Source organism: Paraflavitalea sp., assembly GCF_059502485.1.
In genome coordinates this window covers 1,101,288-1,122,442 of the sequence record NZ_JCACET010000010.1, presented here as the reverse complement: position 1 = coordinate 1,122,442, position 21,155 = coordinate 1,101,288, and the positions used below count along the sequence as shown (strand labels likewise).

The following is a 21,155-nucleotide window of genomic DNA, read 5'->3' as shown; positions in this document are numbered from 1 at the left end:
CATGCGAAAAATTTCAATCTATACAGTACTCCTCGCAATAGTAGCATTGAGCGCTACGAGTTGTAAAAAGGACTACTTCAACCTTACATCAAATCCCAACCAGGTAACCACGCCAACACTGCCCGGCCTGTTGAGTACAGCCACCCACAAATCCGGCATCAATAGCTACAACGTGGGCTCCATCGTGGCTGTATATGTTCAATACACGGCGAACCCTGGTGCGGGAGCCTCCAGCGATATCTACCAGATCGTAGACTACTCAGGCACCTGGGATGCCCTCTACTATGCGATGGCAGACATCCACGACATGAAAGACCTGGCCATAACAAAAGGCTCCAGCGAATACAGAGGAGTAGCCAACGTACTGTGGGCTTACAACCTCAACCTGGCAGCCGATCTCTGGGGAAGTATACCATACAAAGAGTCATTCAATCCTACGATCCTTACACCGAAGTATGATACGCAGGAAGAGATATATGCAGCAGGACTCACCCTGTTGGACTCGGCCATCATTGAGCTCACCAAAACAGACGCCACCTTGAAACTCCAGGCCTCCAGCGATCTGATACATGGCGGCGACAGGGCCAAATGGTTGAAAACAGCAAACGCCCTCAAAGCACGCATGCTGATCAAAGTGAGCAAAACAGCTGGCTACAAACCAGCCGATGTACTCACTACGTTGGCCGCAGCCTATACGGCCAATGCGGATGATGCAGGCATGGCATCCTTCCAACTGCGCAACAACTGGGCAGGCGTGGCGGTCTCAAACGCGGCGAACACACTCGGTGGCTGGCTGTCAGAACAACTGATCGACCACCTCAACGGAGTTACCTACGGACTGCTGGATCCCCGCATTGCCAAGATCACCGATAAAACAGTTAACGGAACGTACATTGGCACAGTCAACGGAGCTGGCAACAGACCTCCCGGAGCAAATACAACAAAAGACGAATGCTACATTACTGTCAACTCCCCCTGGACCAGCGCTACCGCTCCATTATTGTTGGTAACCTATGCCGAGCTGAAGTTCATTGAAGCAGAAGCCGCGTTTGGTACAGACCCAACAAGAGCCTACAACGCTTACCTCGCAGGCATCAGGGCCAATATGGACAAACTGCAGGTAGCTGCCGCTGATAGAGACGCTTACCTCGCTTCTCCAATAGTAGCAGTAGGTTCGGCCAACCTTACCAAAGCCCTTATCTTTAAAGAGAAGTATGTGGCAACCTACCTCAATCCCGAAGCATGGAATGATGTTCGCCGCAACAACTACCAGTATAAAGATTTCACTCTGCCACAAAACGCAGTACTCACCACCTTCATCCGTCGGTTAGAATACCCATCACTCGAAAGAAGCGAGAACGGTCCCAACGTACCACCCTCAGTACCATTATCAGACCGCCTCTGGTGGGATAAATAACTTAGCTGTCACCCTGAGCTTGTCGAAGGGTGGTCAAAGGGTGGGTCGCCCTTCAAGGGCGGCTCACCCTGGTCTAAATAATTACAGGGGTTAGAAGCAAGAAACCCCGCGGGTCACAAGAGAAAACAGGTCAATTAAGCAAAAAGCAAAGCGGCTGTCCTTTTAAAGAGACAGCCGCTTTTTTATTATCAGGAAATATAAAACTGATCGAAAGCTAATAGCTAAAACCTAACAGCTAATGCCTACTTAAACTGTATCCACTGCACACCCACCTCGTTAGCTTCAGTAGCTGCAACAGGCTTGCTCACCACATACAGATTATGCTTTTTACCATCAGCCACAGCAGCAAAAGCAATAGACAGGGCCTTGCTAACAAAAGGAGTTTTCTCACTGCCAGTTCCACCACCAGCAGGTAAAGTAACAGCACCCAGCAACTTACCATTGGGAGCATCAAGGCGCAGCTCGAAACTATAACCCGATTGAGCAGGTTTTTCCCAGATGATATTCAGCGTAGCCTGTGAAATACCGGAGAGGTCGAAAGAGTCCAGCATAAACCAACCCTCACCTTTGGGCGCCAGTTGATAACGCACCCCGTTCTTATTCTCACTCTTATATTTCTCTTGCTTGCTTACCCTGCCGAGATTCACTTTACTGTTGCGCAAAGAGATCGCATAATTGGCCGTCAAAGGCTTGATATTATTGCCCCCCTGATCAGTATAACTGGCACTCAGTACCAATACACCATTGTCCTTCTCGGGTTTGCCCAGCGTGGGTTGAACAGAACCGGAAGCAGGCATTGATTTTTTATTATTCGCAGCCGCAGTAAGCGATTGGATCCAGGTCACGATCTGCCGCGCATCAGCCTCCTTCAGGTTGGGGTGCGCAGCCATGGCTACTTCGCCCCATACACCGCCGCCACCTTTAATGATCTTGTTCACGAGGTAAGAAACAGCATTCGGGTCTTTCTCATAACGCTTGGCCACCTCTGCAAAAGAAGGCCCGATGGATTTCTCATCCACCTTATGACAGGTCTTACAATCGAGCGATAGCATCAGGTTCTTGCCCATCGTAGCCTCGGTAAGCACCTGGTGACCGGGTGAAGCACCAGCCTTGTCGCTGCCCTCCACATAATCAGCCGACACGATGAGGTTGTTGAGGTCTTTCACTTTGGCAGTATCATCCTTGTCCTCGATACTTACACTATACTGAACAGGCTTGCCAGGGAAGTAGAAAGATTGATTGCCTTGCAAAGAGACAGTCACGGTAGGCGCATCATTACCTGCATACACATCGACAACAGCACTTTTTGATTTAGCGCCCTTGTCATCCTTTGCTTCTACCGAAACTGCATAGTCACCTGCCTTGCTGATGGTATATTCCAGCTTGGGCTCGGCAGTCTCTTTAGTGGCATCACCAATATGCCAGATATATGTGATCTTGTCTTTTTCAGGGTCCTTGGCTTTCACGGTAGCAGTAAACGTGAACGGCAAAGCGCCGGACAGCTTGCTTACTTGCAGGCTATCGGTCTTTGGTGCTCTGTTACCACCATTATAATCCAGCCGTGAAATAGCAGCATCGGCATTTTTACTGAACCAGCCAGTACCATATTCCAACATATACAAACGACCATCAGGGCCCACCTCGAAATCGATCATGGAGTTCAGCTTGGTATGCTCGATGAAAGGCTCCATCTTATCGAAGTCACCATTAGGTTTCAGCGTCACAGCCTTGATCCAGCCGCGTATCCAGTCATAAACAAACACCTTGTTATTATAGTAGTCAGGCAGACGTGTCGCTTCAGGGAACATATCCGTATAATACGCAGGACCAGCCATCGCATTCCTGCCACCAGTACCCACCTGCGGAAAATCTTTAGAAGCAGCATAAGGATACCAGATAAAAGCAGGCTGCGCAGGCGGAAGCTCTTGCAAGCCCGTATTGTTCCGGGAGTTGTTAATCGGCTTGTTGGGATCATGTACAGCACCAGCAGCGCCGGTACCATAATCATAAGCACGGTAAGCATAATTATTACCCACAAACAAAGGCCAGCCAAAATAACCAGCTTTCCGCGCCTGGTTTACCTCATCATAACCACGTGGACCACGGGTATCCAGGCTATCATTATTGGCATCAGGACCAACCTCACCCCAATACAGGAAGTTGTTCTTCTTATCTACAGAAATACGGTAAGGATTACGATTACCCATTACATAGATCTCGGGACGTGTATTGGGCGTTCCTTTAGGGAACAAGTTGCCTTCAGGAATTTCATAAGAGCCATCCTCCTTCAGTTTGATCCGCAGGATCTTACCCCGCAGGTCATTGGTATTCGATGAAGAGCGGCGTGCGTCATATTGCTCATGACCCGGCCTGTCATCCTGGGGACCAAAACCATGATTCACATAAGGCTGCTTAGGCTCATCGAAAGGAGTGGAGTTGTCACCTGTAGACAGGAACAACTCATTGCCATCACGGCCAAAAGCAATAGAACCACCGGTATGACAGCAGATATCACGTTGAGAATAGAACTGCAAAATGATATGCTCAGACTTCATGTCCAGCGTATCGTTCTCAAACTTGAAACGCGAAAGGCGGTTTACAGAAGTATCCTTGGGACTATAGAAAAGATACACAAAGTGATTCTTGGCAAAGTTGGGATCAGCCTGCAAGCCCATAAAACCCTCTTCGGCATTCACATTAGGCACCTCCGTTTTATGATATACATCCAGGAAGCCAGCCTGCTTCACACAAGCACAGGAGTCCAGGTTCTTGTACAACATCAGTTCACCACGGCGTTGAGCCACAAGAATGTCCATATTAGGTAAAATGGTCATTTCAGTAGGTTCAAAGAACATACCTTGAGCCAGTACCGTTTTAGTGAAACGATCCTCATCAGGCGTGCGCAGCGACTTAGCCTTCGAATAATTGTTCTTGCTGTTCTTACCAATGGCATATTGAAGACCACCCAGCAAATGCTTCAGGTAGTTCTCTTCAGCAAATGATTCCTCGGTATGGCCCAGTTCGGTATAGAAAGCACGGCCACCATCGAAATCATGGTACCAGGCCATAGGATGATTATCGCCATTCTTGCCACCCTGGTAACTCTTTTCATCGATCGTCAGCAACACATGCACATCAGGATTCAGGTTCTTGAAATTATACCACTCGTCCTTCCGTTCCCAAACATGGGGGAGGTGCTTGGTAGATATATTAGTAGAGTCCTTAACAAGGATCTTAGCCATTTGCTGCTCAGGGTGACTTTCAAAGTAGCCACCAACGAGGCGCCCATACCAACCCCAGTCATATTCGGCGTCGGCTGCGGCATGGATACCTACATACCCGCCACCGGATTGTATATAGCGTTCAAAATCAGCTTCCTGATACTGATTCAACAAATCGCCGGTAGTATGCAGGAATACGACGGCAGCATACTTGGACAGAGAGTCTTCCTGGAAATAATCAGCATTCTCGGTAGTATCGACCTCAAAACCGTTCTCCTGGCCCAGTTTGGTGATGGCAGCGATGCCCTGGGGGATAGAACTATGCCGGTAGCCGGTGGTTTTGGAAAAGACGAGAATGCGGGGTTTGCCGGATCGGGAGTTACTGCAACTGAATAGATTAAGTAATAGGACCACAGTAGCAAGTAACCAGAGCGTTTTTTTCATATGCGTGGGGATATCCGATAAAGATAAGGTTTCCAATACATTCCGAAAGGAAACCACATTGTTAAATAACTGAATAGAAGTTTTTTGCCAGTACTATAAGCATTTAGCTAAAAATGGGGTAGTTTTACATAGTTGTATTTTATTGATAATTAATTTGTTACATCTTTTACTCATTTCCTGGATTAAGAATATATGCTATCTTCTCAATTTTATATTCTATATTTATTTCGCCTGTCGAAGCAAAAGGTTTTCTGCTGAATTCTGTATGCTGACTTCTATATTCTGGTATTCTTTTCCTACCTTTGCGCTCCATTTTCGGTTTTTGTCACCACCCGGTCGATAAGAGCCACATTGCCCACACGGCCCAAAAAGTTCCCCGGAGGATCGGGGGCGCCAGCAGGGTGTAACAATTAAAGGTATTAAAATGCCTAAAGTTAAAACAAACTCAAGTGCCAAGAAGAGGTTCAAAGTAACCGGCACAGGAAAGATCACACACCAGAAGTCTTTCAAACGTCACATTCTGACCAAGAAATCTAAGAAACGTAAGCGCGCCCTGAACAAGGACGGAGTTGTACACAAAGCCAACCTGGATTTCGTACAACGACTCCTGAGGCTGAAATAAGCTGGTAGCCACCTCGGCTCCGTAAACACACAACTTTTAACTTTTCAAACTTATTAAGATATGCCACGTTCAGTAAATGCTGTAGCAAGCAGGGCACGCCGCAAAAGGATTTTAAAACAAGCCAAAGGCTTTTATGGCAAACGTAAAAACGTATACACAGTTGCCAAAAACGTACTCGAAAAAGGTCTCCAATACAGATATGTAGGCCGTAAACTGAAGAAAAGAGAGTACCGCGCACTGTGGATCGCTCGTATCAACGCTGCCGTTCGCCCGGAAGGTCTCACTTACTCTGTATTCATTCACAAACTCAACGAAAAAGGTATCACCCTCGATCGTAAAGTACTGGCCGACCTGGCCATGAATGAGCCAGAAGTCTTCAAAGCGCTGGTTGCAACCGTAAAATAAGCTGCGTGCTTAAACAATATACTCCGGGTGCCGACACAATCGGCACCCGGTTTTTTATGCCCTTAACGTTGACGTAACATCACTCGCTCGCCTTCCCGCCGCATGGCGGGATGAGGCTATTGCAGGGCCTCTGGCCCCTCGAAGCAAAAGCTGCCACCCCTTAGTTCGCCTCCCCAACGAACAATCAGCGCCCCTCCTCGTTATCATAATGTTTTTTTGTTTGTAAAACCATGCAAACTATTACTTTTGTGTACTTTTTTCGAAATGGTGTTCATTTACTAAACTTTTAAATTCATCGCCATCAGCCAGAATCAGTTCATGAACAACTCGTACACCGACCTGGTGTCGCAAACCTTTAACTTTCCGCAGGAAGGGTTTGATACTAAAGACAGCAACCTCTACTTCAACGGTCTCGATCTGAGAGCTCTGATCGAAAAGTATGGTACGCCCATGAAGCTTACCTACCTGCCCAAGATCGGTATGCAGATCAAAAAAGCCAAGAAGATGTTTGCTGCAGCCATCAAGAAACATCGGTACGAGGGAGAGTACAACTATTGCTATTGTACCAAGAGCTCACACTTCTCATTCGTGGTGGAAGAAGCACTCAAACACGACATTCACCTCGAAACATCCTATGCCTACGACATAGAGATCATCAAGAAGCTCTACGAGAAGAAGAAGATCAACAAAGAGACCTTCATCATTTGCAACGGCTATAAGCAGAAGACCTATACCAGCCGCATTGCAAACCTGCTCAACAGCGGCTTTAAGAATGTAATTCCCATCCTCGACAACAAGGATGAATTACAGCACTATAAAAAATCTGTGAAGGGACCCTTTAAGCTGGGTATCCGCATCGCGGCAGAAGAAGAGCCTAACTTTCCATTCTATACATCCCGCCTTGGTTTCCGGGCAAGAGATGTACTGGAATTCTATGTAGACAAGATCGAAGGCAATGAAGACCGCTTCCAGCTCAAGATGCTCCACATCTTCCTGAACAAAGGCATCAAAGATGACATCTACTACTGGAGTGAGCTCAACAAGGTGATCAACCTCTATTGCCAGCTGAAGAAGATTTGCCCCGAGTTGGATTCTATCAACATCGGCGGCGGCTTCCCCATCAAGCACTCACTCGGCTTTGAATACGATTACCAGTTCATGATCAATGAGATCATTGGCAACATCAAGAAAGCCTGTAAGAAGAACAACGTACCCATGCCCCACATCTTTACCGAGTTTGGCTCCTACACGGTGGGAGAGAGCATGGCACACATCTATAGTGTGATCGGGCAGAAGATGCAGAACGACCGTGAGATTTGGTACATGATCGACTCATCCTTCATCACCACTTTACCAGATACCTGGGGCATTGGAGAGAAGTTCTTGCTGCTGCCCATTAATAAATGGGACCAGGAGTACCAGCGGGTAGTGTTGGGAGGCATTACCTGTGACAGCCATGATTATTACGATTCGGAAGAACACGTCAACGAAGTGTTCCTGCCGAAAATAACCAATGGTGAGCCCCTGTACCTCGGCTTCTTCCACACGGGCGCCTACCAGGACCAGATCAGCGGATACGGCGGTATCAAGCACTGCCTGATCCCATCACCCAAACACGTGATCGTGGGCCACGATAAAAACGGCAAGCTGGTAGATTGGGTCTACGCCAAAGAGCAAACAGCCCAAAGCATGCTGAAGATCCTCGGCTACGTAAAATAGTCTGCACCATATTATATTGTATAAGGGCTGCCTCCGCGCAGCCCTTTTTGTTTGCCCCTAATCCAACTGATACATTCTTATCCTTTCTTGGTGATTTTTTATCATACTTGTCCGCAACCCGCAAGCGCACACAATTAAACGTAAATTAGCTATTGACCTTGCTCAATAACCAAGTCCTGATTGCTGATGCTGGAGAATGATGCGCAAGCCGACCAAAACTGGCTAAAACAACTGCAACAAAGCGATGCGCAAGCCCTTGCCGCGCTAATGAGAAAGTATTATACAGACCTGTATAGCTATGGGATACGTTTTGCACAGGATGAAGCCCTCGTCAAAGATGGCATACAGGAAGTCTTCATAAGCCTTTGGCAGCGAAGAGAAAATGTAACAACCATCCTCTCGCTCAAGTACTACCTCCTCAGAGCTGTCAAAAACAAAATGCTCAAATCACTCCACCAGCAGGCCAATAAGACCGATAGCCTTGACAACCATGACACTTACGACTTCTTACAGGAATACTCCATAGAGCGCCTGATCATTGAAAAGCAAGTGTCAGATGAAAAAGCGGCAACCTTGCGCAGGACCCTCACACAGCTCTCTCCCCGACAACATGAGGTGATCTACCTGAAGTTCTACCAACACCTTGATCATGGCCAGATTGCAGAGCTGATGCAGATCAGCCGCCAGTCGGTATACAACCTCCTCAATGAAGCACTCCAAAAGCTCCGCGGCCTCTGGCACGCCGAATTCCTGACCAAATAAAAAAACTTTCCATTTACCCAGTAGATTTCTCCAATCCCCGGAACTTACTAATACAACAAAGCCGGGCATGAAAGATTTTCGCTTGTTCGATATCATGGACTTCGTTATGGATGAAGACTTTGCGCGCTGGGTGCACGAACAGCGACCAGAGGACGAAGCCACCTGGCAGGCATGGCTTACCCGCAACCCGGATAAACATTTGGTGGTAGCCGAAGCCCGCAACATACTGAAGTCGATCTACATGGCCCCACCGGCAATTACAGGAGAAGAGATAGATAAAGAAGCAGAGCGACTGTTGCAAACCATTCAACAACAACCTGAACAAGCGCCAGCCAAAGTCACCAGGATGAGATCCCGTACCTGGTATGCAGCTGCAGCCGTGTTGATAGTTTGTCTGGCAGGAGCACTCTATTATATAAATAATACCAAAGACCCGAAGGCAAGCTTTACCTGGGAAAAAGTAACCGCTTCCCGTGAACTGATCGAGCATGTAAATACATCTGCCACAGCGGTAACGATACCCCTGTCGGATGGAAGCGCTGTATCACTGGCGCCGGGTAGCAGAATAGGATATGCCAATCGATTCGACAGTGCTGATACCCGCGACGTGTACCTGTCGGGAGAGGCCTTCTTTGAGGTAACTAAAAATCCCGATCGCCCATTCCGGGTGTTTGCCAACGAGATCGTTACCAAAGTATTGGGCACCAGCTTCACAGTTCGTTCATTCGACAACGATACAACCATACAGGTCATCGTGCGTACCGGCAAAGTAACCGTGTACTCACAGGCCGTTACAAATACCCGCCGTAGCGCTACCGACCACAAACCCGGAGAAGTGATCCTAACCCCCAATCAGCAACTCGTTTACGAGAAGACAGCACACAAATTCCAGAAAGTATTGCTGGACGATCCATTGCTCATTGTGCCTCTGGTAACAGAGCAAAAGATGGAATATGAAGAAGCCAGTCTGGTCGATGTATTCAATGAATTAAGCAAAGCGTACGGTATCAACGTTGTGTACGACAGTGAGTTGATTGGAAAGTGTACCGTTACTGCCGATCTGAGGAATGAAACCTTTTACCACAAGCTCGATCTGATATGCAGCGCCATCGGCGCTTCATATGAAGTCATCGACGGACAGGTGGTAGTACAATCTAACGGATGTCAATAACAGGCATTAGGTATTAGCAATTAGTTGTTAGCGACAAACGCTAAAAGCTAACGCCTAACAGCTAAAAGCTCAAATAAAAAGGGCTGCTATTGCTGCGAACAATATCAGCCCCGGAATTTCCCCCACAGCCATCGATTGATTGCGGGGACATGTTTTGATTAAACCGATTTGCTTTAACCAAACATTGCAAAAATATGAAAAAACACCTCGTTAACCAGTTAATTTACGGGTTTATGAGAATCGGACTGCTGCCATTACTGCTTATTACTGCGTTTAGTGTAATCATACAAGCCAGCCCCACCAACGGGCAGGAAGTATTGAATACTAAGATCAATCTCGTTGCCGAACAGAAAGAAGTGAAAACAGTGCTCGGCGAGATCAGCAAGCTGGCTGGGATCAAATTTGTATACAGCGCCCAGCGCATTCCCACCCGTCAAAAAGTGTCTGTGGTTGCCCGCGATCGCCGCCTCGGCGATGTGCTGGATGGGTTGCTAAGTCCACTCAATATCTGCTACCAGGTGTCGGGCAATCAGGTGGTGCTCATGCGTAAAGGCGATGGCTCCACAGCAGAGATTGCCTTCTATGAAGAAGGGAGTATGGACAGATCCGCCGACGCTATAGAAATACCCTATAAAGTAATAACCGGAAAAGTGACGAATGAAAAAGGAGATGGATTGCCCGGCGTATCGGTGGTCGTAAAGGGCACGGCTAAGGGAACCTCTACCAATCAGGAAGGCGTATTCACGATCAACGCAGAAGTGGGAGAAACACTCCAGTTCTCGATGGTAGGCTATAAAACTTTCTCAATAGTGGTAGGACAGGAGAATGAAATACCGGTATCACTGCAGGCCGAAATGCTCAACATGAACGAAGTGGTCATAGTAGGATATGGTGCACAACGCAGAAGCACCCTCACAGGAGCTATCTCTTCTGTAAGCGGAAAGACGATTGCCGAGCTGCCCGTGGCCAGTGTGGAAGCTGCATTGCAGGGTAGGGTAGCAGGTCTTACGGTTACCAACAATGGCGAACCGGGTACCTCACCCATCGTGCGTATCCGGGGTATCAGCTCCATTAGCTTTGCTTCCGATCCGTTATATGTGATCGATGGATTCCCTACCGGAAACCTCAGCAACTTCAACACCCGCGATATCGAATCCGTGGAAGTATTGAAAGACGCCAGCGCGGCAGCCATCTACGGTTCCCGGGCTACCAACGGTGTGATACTGATTACTACCAAGAAAGGTAGGAGAGACAACAAACTGCGAATCAACCTCGACTCCTACGTAGGCACCCAAAGCGCCTGGAGAAAGATTGACCTGTTGAATACAGAGCAATACCTGCGCTATGAAAGAGCGCTGAATGGAGCGGCCGGAATTGGCTTGCCACCTCGTCTGGAAACGGCCAACTTCAACAAGCCCCTGTGGAATGGAGCTACCCAAACTTTTGCACAAACCAATACCGATTGGCAGGATGCTTACTTCAAAAATGGCATCATTACCCAGCAGGATCTTTCCTTAAGCGGTGGTAACAATGTATCACGCTTCTTTGCCTCAGCCGGATATTTCAAACAGGACGGCATCGCACGCGGTGTAAACTATGAGCGCGGTAACTTCCGCCTCAACTCAGACCACGCGATCAGTAAAGTCTTCACCTTTGGAGAGAACCTCTTCATCTCCTATTCCAACCAACGATACGATAACACATCTGGCAACAGGACCCGCCTGGTAAACGTGATCAGGAGCCTGCCTTACCTGCCGGTCTATGACCCAACGTCTATTGGCGGATACCGCGGTGCGGAGAACAGCATAGATGCATCCGATCCTACCAACCCGGTAGAAGATGCAGAGCTCCTCGGCAATGCTACTAATAAAAATATCAAGATACTGGGTACCACTTTCGTGGAAGTGAACTTCACCCCCTGGCTCAGGTTCCGTTCTACCTTTGGCGTGGATTATGTAAACCTGTTCCAGCACCAGTTCCTCCCCATCTTCAATGACAAAGGCCGCAATGCGCCGGTGGCAACGGTCAGAGATGTACGGAGCATTTCCACTACGACCATCTTTACAGAACAACTCACTTTCGATAAAACCTTTGGCGAACACCATATCAATGCCATCGGAGTATTTGAAGTACAGAGCTCCAAAAGCTCACAGGAAAATGCTTCCGGCAACCAGAACAGCAATGACATAGAAGTATTGCGCGGTGCTACCAATGTGAGCTTTGTTTCCAACCGGAGCGAAAACTTCCTCCAATCGATGGTAGGTAGGGTCAGCTACGAATATGCCGGTAAATACCTGTTGAGTGCTGCTATTCGCCGGGATGGTTTGTCTGTCTGGGCACCCGGTAAGAAATACGCCAACTTCCCCTCTGCATCAGTAGGCTGGCGCATCGACCAGGAACAGTTCATGCGCAATACACCCTTTATCTCTGAACTGAAAGTACGTGCAGGATACGGCATCACGGGTTTGAATGCGGTGGCCGCATTGAACAATGATTACCCCTGGCAGGTAACGGTATTCGCAAATGGAGCAACCTATCCATTCAACAATGTGAACTCCACGGGTAATGCCTCTTATTATAATGCATTAGGCAATGCAGACCTCGAATGGGAAAAAACCAAACAATGGAACATTGGCCTCGATGCGGGTGTGTTGAACAACAGGCTCACCCTGTCGGCAGAATACTTCATTCGTAAAACAGATAACCTGATCCTCAATGTACCCACGCCACCATCCTTTGGGTTCAATAACACAGGTGTGCTGGCGAATGTGGCATCGATGGAAAACAAAGGCTTTGAATTACAGGCAGGGTATAATAAAACGGCTGGAGAGTTTACCTGGAACCTCACCGGCAATATTACCTTCATTCGCAACAAAGTACTTAGCCTGAATACGGAGACAGCGACCATTGATCAGGGCGGTGACCAGGACTTTGGCGGTGGAGCCCACATTACACGCACCAGCGCAGGGCAGGTTATCCAGTCATACTTTGGATATGTGGTCACAGGCATCTTCCAGTCGGCAGATGAAGTAACCAAGAGCCCCACACAAAACCCGGGCACGGGAGCAGGCGATCTTAAGTTTGCCGATCTCGACAAGGATGGAAAGATTACCGACAACGACCGCACCTTTATCGGCAACTACCTGCCTAAATTCTCTTATGCCCTTAACTATAGCGCACGCTACAAGAACTTCGACGCCTCTCTGTTCCTGCAGGGCGTACAGGGCAATAAGATATTCAATGCAGCCCGCATCATCAGCGAAGGCATGGCCCGCTTATTCGGCTCCGGTACTGCCGTGCTGAACGCCTGGACACCTTCCAACACGAATACGAGTATACCCCGGGCAATTAGTGGCGATCCGAACCAGAACGTACGCCCCTCCACCCGGTGGATAGAAGATGGCTCGTACCTGCGGTTGAAAAATATCATCATAGGATACACCGTACCCAATAAGGTATTGCAGTCTGTTACCAAAGGAACGATCAGCAGCTTCAGGCTGTACATCTCCTCCCAAAACCTGCTCACCTTCACCGGTTACGATGGATGGGATCCCGAAATAGGTTCTAAGAATACAACCTTGACCAATGGCATCGATTATGGCCAGTACCCCGCTGCCAGATCATTCCAGTTCGGATTACAGGTAGGATTTTAATAACCTTAAAAAGCTTGATATGAAATATACAACAGCATACAAACTCATTATAGTGGCCTGCATCACTACCGGGGCAGTGATCATCGCCTGCAACAAGAAGCTGGATAAAACCAACCCCAATTCCCCGACAGTAGATAAATACTTCAAGAACAGCTCAGAACTATTGGGAGGTACCAATGCCATTTATGCCATCTTCCATTCTGCACAACTAATAAGCCGCGAATGGTTTTTCCTCCACGATACACGCAGCGATGATGTATCAGCAGGAGGGGGACAATTGGAACCACCGCGTGCCCAATTGCTCAACGGAGCAACAGTTCCTACCAATGCGGTAATGAACAGTGTGTGGAATGGTTTGTATACAGTGATTCATCGTGCCAATACAGTGATCGACAACGGCCCAAAGATCACCGACAATGCAGCCCTGCGCGATCGTTGTGTGGCAGAAGCCAAGTTCTTCCGCGGTTGGGCTTATTTTGAACTGGTATCACTCTGGGGGCCTGTGCCTATATATACTACACAGGTTACTTCACCTGACCAATTCCAGGCAAGAGCTACCGCCGATGCAGTATACACACAGATATTCCAGGACCTGAAAGATGCAGCTGCGGGATTAGAAGCCGTTACTACTGATCTTGGACGTGCTACAAAAGGAGCTGCCAATGCTGTACTGGGAAGAGCGTATATGCAAAAAGGAGATTACGCCAATGCCAAAACAGCCCTGCTAGCCGTGAACCCCGGCGGTAGCGTGTATTCGCTGGTAAATTACATGGACAACTTTGACGAAGAACATGAGTTCAACAAAGAATCCATCCTCGAAGCAGTCTTCTTTGATCGCGGCGATAACAACTTCAACTGGGGATACACAGGTGATGACCAACCCAACGCACAACCACAAAGCACCGTGCGTAACCAGGAATATTCACCCATCGCCTGGCGCAACCTGATCCCTTCCAACAAATACCTGAACGAGTTTGAGAACACAGCTACTGGCGCTGCCAAAACAGATCCCCGCTTCGCCATGTCTGTATACCAAACCGGCGACAAGTACAACAACAACGCTAATACATTAACCGATGCCGAGCAGAATGGTAATACATCCGTTTTGAATGGCGTGCAGAAAAAGATAAGCTGGCGCAAGTTCATGCTGATCTATAAGGACAACAATACTTTCCGTCCGGGCGGCATTAACCAGCGTATTATCCGCTATGCGGAAGTGTTACTGATGCTGGCCGAGTGTGAAAATGAACTGAACAATACGGGAGCTGCAATAGGTTACCTCAACCAGGTACGCGACAGGCCGGGTGTGCTGATGCCACATTATCCCACAGCCCAATATCCAACAGGTACTAAAGACCAGATTGCCCGCGCCATCATTCATGAGAAAACAGTGGAGCTGGGTGGAGAAGAAGTACGTAACCGCGATATCCTCCGCTGGCGCAAAAAAGGATATTATACCACCACCAATGAACCAATCTCCTATTACAAAGCAAGAGATGAGTTTTTACCCATACCACAAGCAGAGATAGACAACAATCCAAGATTGGAAGCAGGTGGTATATCCAGACAGAATAACGGATATTAATATGCACAAAATTGGGGAGAGCCTTTATATCAGAGCTTCAAAGGACTGTGTAGCAGCAGTCCTTTGTTTTCTTTTACTGGCAGCCTGTACGCAGGAAAAGCCAGCTACTTTGTTTACACAATTGCCGGCATCACAAACAGGCATACATTTCAACAACGATGTGCAGGAAAACGACTCCTCCCAATCCTTCATCAACGAGTTTGGCTACATGGGTGGAGGTGTAGGTATTGGCGACTTCAACAAAGATGGCCTGGCCGATATCTTCTTCACCGGCAATCAGGTAAGCTGCCGCCTGTACATCAACAAAGGCAACCACCAGTTTGAAGATGTAACAGAACAGGCCGGCTTACACACCCAGGTATGGGCCACCGGGGCAAGCGTAGTAGACATCAACAACGATGGCTACGACGATATCTACATATCGGTATTTGGTCAAAACCTTTCCCGTCGTGCAGCCAACCTGCTGTACATTAATCAGCAAAACGGCCGCTTTAAAGAAATGGCAGCCGAATACGGCCTGGCTGATACAAGCTATTCTACACAGGCAGTATTCACCGACTATGACCGCGATGGCGACCTCGATATGTATCTTGCTAATTACCTGTTGAACGGTCCCAATGCCAATACGGTCTATCCGCGTAACCTTACCGGCAACTCACCGGCCAACGATAAGCTGTATAGAAATGAAGGAATCTCCGCAGGAGGAACCCACCCGGTGTTCACGGATGTTACGCTGGCTGCCGGTATCAAAGATGATGGTTACGGACTCGGCGTAGTAGTGAGTGATTTTAACAACGACCATTGGCCGGATATCTATGTGGCCAACGATTTCTTATCAGATGATATACTCTGGCTGAATAACCACAATGGCACCTTCACCAATACGATCGCTAAAGGGATTCGCCACCAAAGCTATTCGAGCATGGGTACGGATGCGGCCGATATCAATAATGATGGTCTGCCCGACATTGTAACGTTGGATATGATGCCGGAAAACAACCAGCGGCGCAAGACGACCTTCTCCTTTATGAACTACGAGCGTTACCAGGCCGAACGGGCTGCCGGCTACGAACCGGGCTTTATGCGCAACATGTTGCAACTGAACAATGGCAGCTACAAAGCAGGCGATACCAGCATTCCCTTCTTTAGTGAAATAGGGCAACTGTCAGGTATCTCTACTACCGACTGGAGCTGGAGCGTACTAATGGCCGACTTCGACAACGATGGTTGGAAAGACATGCACATCACCAACGGCATTGGCCGCGACTTTATCAATGCCGACTTCATAGAGTTCAGCTCGATGGTTTTTTCCAACAAGCGCAGCCCGCAGGAACAGCGCCAGCTGATCAACAGTAAGCTGGCTTCCCTCAACCATATTTCCCTCAGCAATTATTACTACCGCAACAACCACGATCTCACCTTTACGAATGCTTCAGCGCAGGCAGGTATCGACGAAGCCTCCATGTCCAACGGCGCCGCCTGGGCCGACCTGGACAATGATGGCGACCTCGATCTGGTGATCAACAACATCAACAAAGAAGCATTCGTCTTTGTCAACAATACGATCCAACCGGGTAAACCGGTTACGGCCCACTTCTTATCTGTTGTCTTAAAAGGCGATAACGCCAATAAGAAAGGCTTTGGTGCAAAAGTTACGCTGTATGATGATGGACAAGTACAGGTGCAGGAACAAAGCCCGGTACGTGGTTACTTTTCTTCGGTAGACCAACGCTTATATTTCGGCATCGGGGAAGGAAAGACAAAAGAGCGGGAAGACAGGGTACAGGGAGTAAAACCCCTTAGCGTCGATTCTGTGGAAGTAATATGGCCTAATGGATATACCCAGATACTGTGGGAAGTGCCGGTGGATACCTTATTGCTGCTTTCTATTAAAGATGCACACCCACCTGTATCGAAGCCAGCTAATACAATGCCTCCTCCGGTATTTGAACCAACCTCCCTGGCCATGCAGTTGGGGTATAAACACACGGAAGGCAATTACAACGACTTCGCCAGCCAACGGTTATTGCCACAGAAATATTCACAGTTAGGACCGTTTATCGCTACAGCCGATGTCAATAAAGACGGCCTCATGGATTTCTTTGCAGGCGGAGCTTTTAACTTCTCCGGCAAACTGTTTATACAACAACCGAACGGAGCTTTCATAACACGTACATTGACAGACAGTATCAAAATGCAGGAAGACCTTGACTGCGTTTTCTTCGATGCCGACGGCGATGGCGACGAGGACCTGCTGATAGGAGTAGGAGATACCCGCTTTGAAGAAGAGTCCGCTTATAATAAACCACTGCTTTACGTAAATGATGGGCAAGGGAACTTCTCCGCTAATCATAGCGCCATACCGGATCAGGTGCGCACCATTGCAGGCGCTGTCAGTGTGGGCGATTATGATCGTGACGGCCTGCCCGACCTGTTTATCGGAGGACGTGTATCACGCCGCTACCCGCTGCCACCTAAGAGCTTTATTCTCCACAATAATAAAGGCTTCTTTAGTGATGTAACAGCCAGTGTATGTCCGGCCCTGCAACAACCCGGCATGATCACGGGCGCCATATGGACCGACCTGGATAATGACCAGCAAACCGATCTGGTAATTGCCGGTGAATGGATGCCGGTACGATTCTTTAAAAACAATAAAGGACGCCTACAGGAGATCACGTCAACCACGGGCCTGCAACAAATGGATGGCATGTGGCGTAGCCTGGCCGCAGCCGATGTGGACGGAGATGGCGATATGGATATCGTAGCAGGCAACATGGGCTTGAACTGCGACTACAAAGTAAACAAGGAAGAACCCATGCAGCTCTTCGCAAAAGACATGGATGGCAACGGCAGCATAGATCCCATTCCCTTTTATTACTTCAAAGACAATGAAGGTAAGCGTAAATCATTTCCTGCCATCAACCGCCGCCAGTTTGCCGATCAGGTACCCGCCATCAAAAAGCAATTCCTCTACCACAAAGATTATGCACAGGCCACCTTTAAAGATATTTATACAGGCAAAGCAAAAGACAGCTTGTTGCAACTGACATGCAATGAAGCAGCCACTTGCTGGCTGGAGAACATGGGTAATGGCAAATTCGTCAAACGCTACTTGCCGGCAGCAGCACAATTTGCTCCTGTAAACGCCATTGTATGCGAAGACATAGACAGAGACGGCATCCCCGATCTGTTACTGGCCGGTAATGAATACCAGGTAGATGTAATGACTGGCCGCTATGATGCATCCTGGGGCTGCTTCCTGAAAGGGCAGAAGAATAAGCAATTCAAAACAGTGGCTCCTGCCGCCAGCGGCTTTATGCTCAAAGGAGATGTAAAAGACCTGGCACTGGTGAAATTAGGCAATGGAAACAGGTTGATAGTAGCTGGCGTGAACAACGAGGCCTTACAAATATTGAACCTGCAAAACCCGGCCAAAACGGAGATCAAAACCATCGCCCGCAAATAAAAAAGTAAAGGCGCGGGGTGCGCGCCTTTATGCCAGACCCTAAAACAGGGTAGGGATTATGCTAATACACTGATCAGTCCTTTGATCACAGCTCCCAGCTTCACCGCTTCAAATACGCGCGCTTCGCTGCTGCCATGTTGCAATACAGATTGCTCGTGAGAAGTTACACACATCTCGCAACCATTGATAGAAGATACCACCAGGCTCAACAGCTCAAAGAACTCCTTGCCGAGCACGGGGTTCTTCATAATGCTCATCTTAATACCGGCAGGCTGGTTGTTATAAAAATCCTTGCCCATAAAGTGACGGAAACGATAGAATACATTATTCGTATTCATCAGAGAAGTACAGGCAACAACTTCGGCAATTTCCTCTTCAGTAGCGCCGGCTTCTTTAGCCAGACCGGTAAAGCTATCCTTCAGCAGGTCGAACTTTTCATTTACTGCAACAGACAATGCCAGCAGCAACGCTTCCTTGCGGTTCAGGTTTTGGCTGTTGTTCAGAACATTACCGGTATTGATCTTCAGGTCTTTGATAAAACGGGCATTCACATGCAGCAATGCCTGCGCATTGGAAGAAGGAACGTAATGAGGAATATTAAGGTCATTAACGAGATTTTGGAACGTCTCGTTCGGTATAGTGGCGATTGCGCTCATAATAATACATTAAAAATGAAACGAAAACGTGAGAAGTAAACGTGCCAAAAGTTTCACGTTTTACCTCTCACGCTTCACGATATTAGTTCAGGCTCAACTGAGTAGTCAGCGTTTCCTGACCCTTGTTCCAGTTGCAGGGACACAGTTCATCTGTTTGCAAAGCGTCCAGTACACGGAGAACTTCCTGTACGTTACGGCCTACATTCAGGTCATAAACACTTACCCAACGAACGATACCCTGAGGGTCGATAATGAAAGTAGCGCGGTAAGCAATCTTCTCTTCGTTATCGAGGATACCCAGCTCTTCAGCCAGTGATTTGGAAGTGTCGGCCAGCATAGGGAACTTCAGGTCGCGCAGGTCGGCATGATCTCTTCTCCAGGCTGCGTGTACAAACTCAGAATCGGTAGAAGCACCGATCAGTACAGTGTCGCGATCAGTAAACTCACTGTGCTTCTTGTTGAACTCAGCGATCTCGGTAGGGCACACAAAAGTGAAATCCTTGGGCCACCAGAACATAACAGTCCACTGACCGTTGGCGCTGGCATTCGTTAATTCAGAAAACTCTTTTCCTTTTTCGATAGATACTACTGCTTTCTTCTTAAAGGCAGGAAATTGGCTGCCAATGGAAATAACTCTGTTGGACATATTGATTATGCTATTTATTTACTGACAATAAAAAAAGGGAATAAGTTTTTCGCCGGCAGGCTGATCGTTCGATCTCTGTAAAGTGGTGCAAATATAGGGCAGGAGGATATAGAGGTTGATCGTAGTTTTCTATTAATTGATAGATAAAAACTATTAAAGTCGACTCTGGACTATACAAATCTGTTCCGCACAAAGTATCGTATGTCTTGGGACAACTTTTACCATTAAATATCCTATCAAAGTGCGAAAAACTGGAAATCTTATACTTTCGGACGAATTATTACTCCAACAAGCTACTGCTTTATTACGGGCAGCCCGGAATCAAGCCATTAGACAAACCAATAGCCTGATCGTATTTACCTATTTTCATCTTGGTCGCTTAATTGTAGAACACCAACAAGCTGGAAAAGTTAAGGCTACCTATGGTGAAAGGACAGTAGAATTACTGAGTAAGGAACTTTGTAAAAAGTTTGGAAATGGCTTTTCTGCAAGAAATCTCGAACTGATAAGGTTATTCTTTTTAACCTATAAGTCTCGGGCTAAACAAATCCCAATTCCGCAAACACTGTCTGCGAAATTCAAATCAAGCTCAATTCCGAAAACAGTGTTTTCGAAATCTTTGGAGCGGTTCAGTACTGACGCTCTATCTCAGGTTTCTTTAGCAAAAATATTCCCCTTGTCATGGTCGCATTATATAGCATTATGCAGAATAAAGAATAAAAGCGAACAGTCATTTTATGAGATAGAATCTTTACAAGGTAATTGGAGTGTTCGGGAACTGCAACGTCAAATAGATAGTGGTCTTTTTGAAAGGTTAGCGTTAAGTAAAAACAAATCTAAAGTAAGAGAATTAGCCAAAAAGGGACAAGTTGTAACCCGGCCCGAAGATGTACTTAAAACTCCTTATGTACTGGAGTTTTTGGGATTGGAAGAAAAGGCAAGTTACACTGAATCTGATTTAGAAACAGCAATTATTAATAAGATTGAACATTTTTTATTAGAAATGGGAAAAGGATTTTTGTATCAAGGGCGACAAGTTAGGTTTTGTTTAGACGATGAAGAATTCTTTGTAGACCTGGTTTTGTACAATCGATTGTTAAAGTGCTTTATTTTAGTTGACTTAAAAATCGGAAAGCTAAAACATCAAGATATTGGACAGATGCAGATGTATGTTAATTATTACGATCGATATGTAAAAACAAAATCAGAGAAGCCCACTATTGGAATTATTATCTGTAAAGATAAAAGTGATGCGGTAGTAGAAATTACCTTGCCTGAAAATAATAAGACATTATTTGCTAAGGAATACAAGCTTTACTTGCCTTCGAAGGCAGCTATTATGAAAGCTATTAAATAATAACTTTTTTTAGATGCTCATTTTGAAA

Annotated in this window: 13 protein-coding genes; 10 read left to right on the top strand and 3 right to left on the bottom strand. The window is 47.2% G+C overall.

Annotation, left to right across the window (positions count from 1 at the left end; all coding sequences use genetic code 11):
* The first annotated feature begins 1 nt into the window (after position 1).
* A complete protein-coding gene (locus AC5JBY_RS21740; RefSeq protein ID WP_495906760.1) occupies positions 2–1,417 on the top strand; it encodes a SusD/RagB family nutrient-binding outer membrane lipoprotein in 1,416 nt (471 codons plus the stop codon).
* A 242-nt stretch (positions 1,418–1,659) separates the two neighbouring features.
* Here the strand turns inward: AC5JBY_RS21740 and AC5JBY_RS21735 are convergent, their stop codons facing one another.
* Entirely contained in the window at positions 1,660–5,082 is a 3,423-nt protein-coding gene (locus tag AC5JBY_RS21735; RefSeq protein ID WP_495906759.1) for a ThuA domain-containing protein, read from the bottom strand.
* Positions 5,083–5,506: 424 nt separating this feature from the next.
* Between AC5JBY_RS21735 and rpmI the strand changes: the two genes are divergently transcribed.
* The 8 genes from rpmI to AC5JBY_RS21695 all read left to right on the top strand — a co-directional run bounded on the left by rpmI (position 5,507) and on the right by AC5JBY_RS21695 (position 18,468).
* On the top strand, positions 5,507–5,704 hold the full coding sequence (gene rpmI / locus AC5JBY_RS21730; RefSeq protein WP_275832932.1) for a 50S ribosomal protein L35: 198 nt from the start codon (positions 5,507–5,509) through the stop codon (positions 5,702–5,704).
* Positions 5,705–5,764: 60 nt separating this feature from the next.
* The gene (gene rplT / locus AC5JBY_RS21725; protein ID WP_495906758.1) at positions 5,765–6,109 is read left to right on the top strand and encodes a 50S ribosomal protein L20; all 345 of its coding nucleotides are present in this window, start codon (positions 5,765–5,767) and stop codon (positions 6,107–6,109) included.
* Positions 6,110–6,427: 318 nt separating this feature from the next.
* On the top strand, positions 6,428–7,828 hold the full coding sequence (locus AC5JBY_RS21720; RefSeq protein WP_495906757.1) for a type III PLP-dependent enzyme domain-containing protein: 1,401 nt from the start codon (positions 6,428–6,430) through the stop codon (positions 7,826–7,828).
* 186 nt (positions 7,829–8,014) lie between these two features.
* The gene (locus AC5JBY_RS21715; protein WP_495906756.1) at positions 8,015–8,590 is read left to right on the top strand and encodes an RNA polymerase sigma factor; all 576 of its coding nucleotides are present in this window, start codon (positions 8,015–8,017) and stop codon (positions 8,588–8,590) included.
* A gap of 67 nt (positions 8,591–8,657) precedes the next feature.
* Positions 8,658–9,761 carry a FecR family protein gene (locus AC5JBY_RS21710; protein WP_495906755.1) on the top strand — a complete coding sequence of 368 codons (1,104 nt, stop codon included), beginning with the start codon at positions 8,658–8,660 and terminating at the stop codon, positions 9,759–9,761.
* A gap of 233 nt (positions 9,762–9,994) precedes the next feature.
* A complete protein-coding gene (locus AC5JBY_RS21705; RefSeq protein ID WP_495906754.1) occupies positions 9,995–13,414 on the top strand; it encodes a TonB-dependent receptor in 3,420 nt (1,139 codons plus the stop codon).
* Between the two features lie 19 nt (positions 13,415–13,433).
* Positions 13,434–14,999 (top strand): RagB/SusD family nutrient uptake outer membrane protein, encoded by a 1,566-nt coding sequence (locus tag AC5JBY_RS21700; RefSeq protein WP_495906753.1) that lies wholly within the window; start codon positions 13,434–13,436, stop codon positions 14,997–14,999.
* Between the two features lies 1 nt (position 15,000).
* On the top strand, positions 15,001–18,468 hold the full coding sequence (locus tag AC5JBY_RS21695; RefSeq protein ID WP_495906752.1) for a VCBS repeat-containing protein: 3,468 nt from the start codon (positions 15,001–15,003) through the stop codon (positions 18,466–18,468).
* 56 nt (positions 18,469–18,524) lie between these two features.
* Here the strand turns inward: AC5JBY_RS21695 and AC5JBY_RS21690 are convergent, their stop codons facing one another.
* On the bottom strand, positions 18,525–19,124 hold the full coding sequence (locus AC5JBY_RS21690; RefSeq protein ID WP_495906751.1) for a carboxymuconolactone decarboxylase family protein: 600 nt from the start codon (positions 19,122–19,124) through the stop codon (positions 18,525–18,527).
* Between the two features lie 82 nt (positions 19,125–19,206).
* Complete coding sequence (locus tag AC5JBY_RS21685) at positions 19,207–19,770, bottom strand: peroxiredoxin (RefSeq protein WP_495906750.1); 564 nt, start codon at positions 19,768–19,770, stop codon at positions 19,207–19,209.
* A 241-nt stretch (positions 19,771–20,011) separates the two neighbouring features.
* Here AC5JBY_RS21685 and AC5JBY_RS21680 point away from each other — a divergent pair, with 241 nt between their 5' ends.
* On the top strand, positions 20,012–21,127 hold the full coding sequence (locus AC5JBY_RS21680) for a PDDEXK nuclease domain-containing protein (RefSeq protein WP_495906749.1): 1,116 nt from the start codon (positions 20,012–20,014) through the stop codon (positions 21,125–21,127).
* Positions 21,128–21,155: the final 28 nt, after the last annotated feature.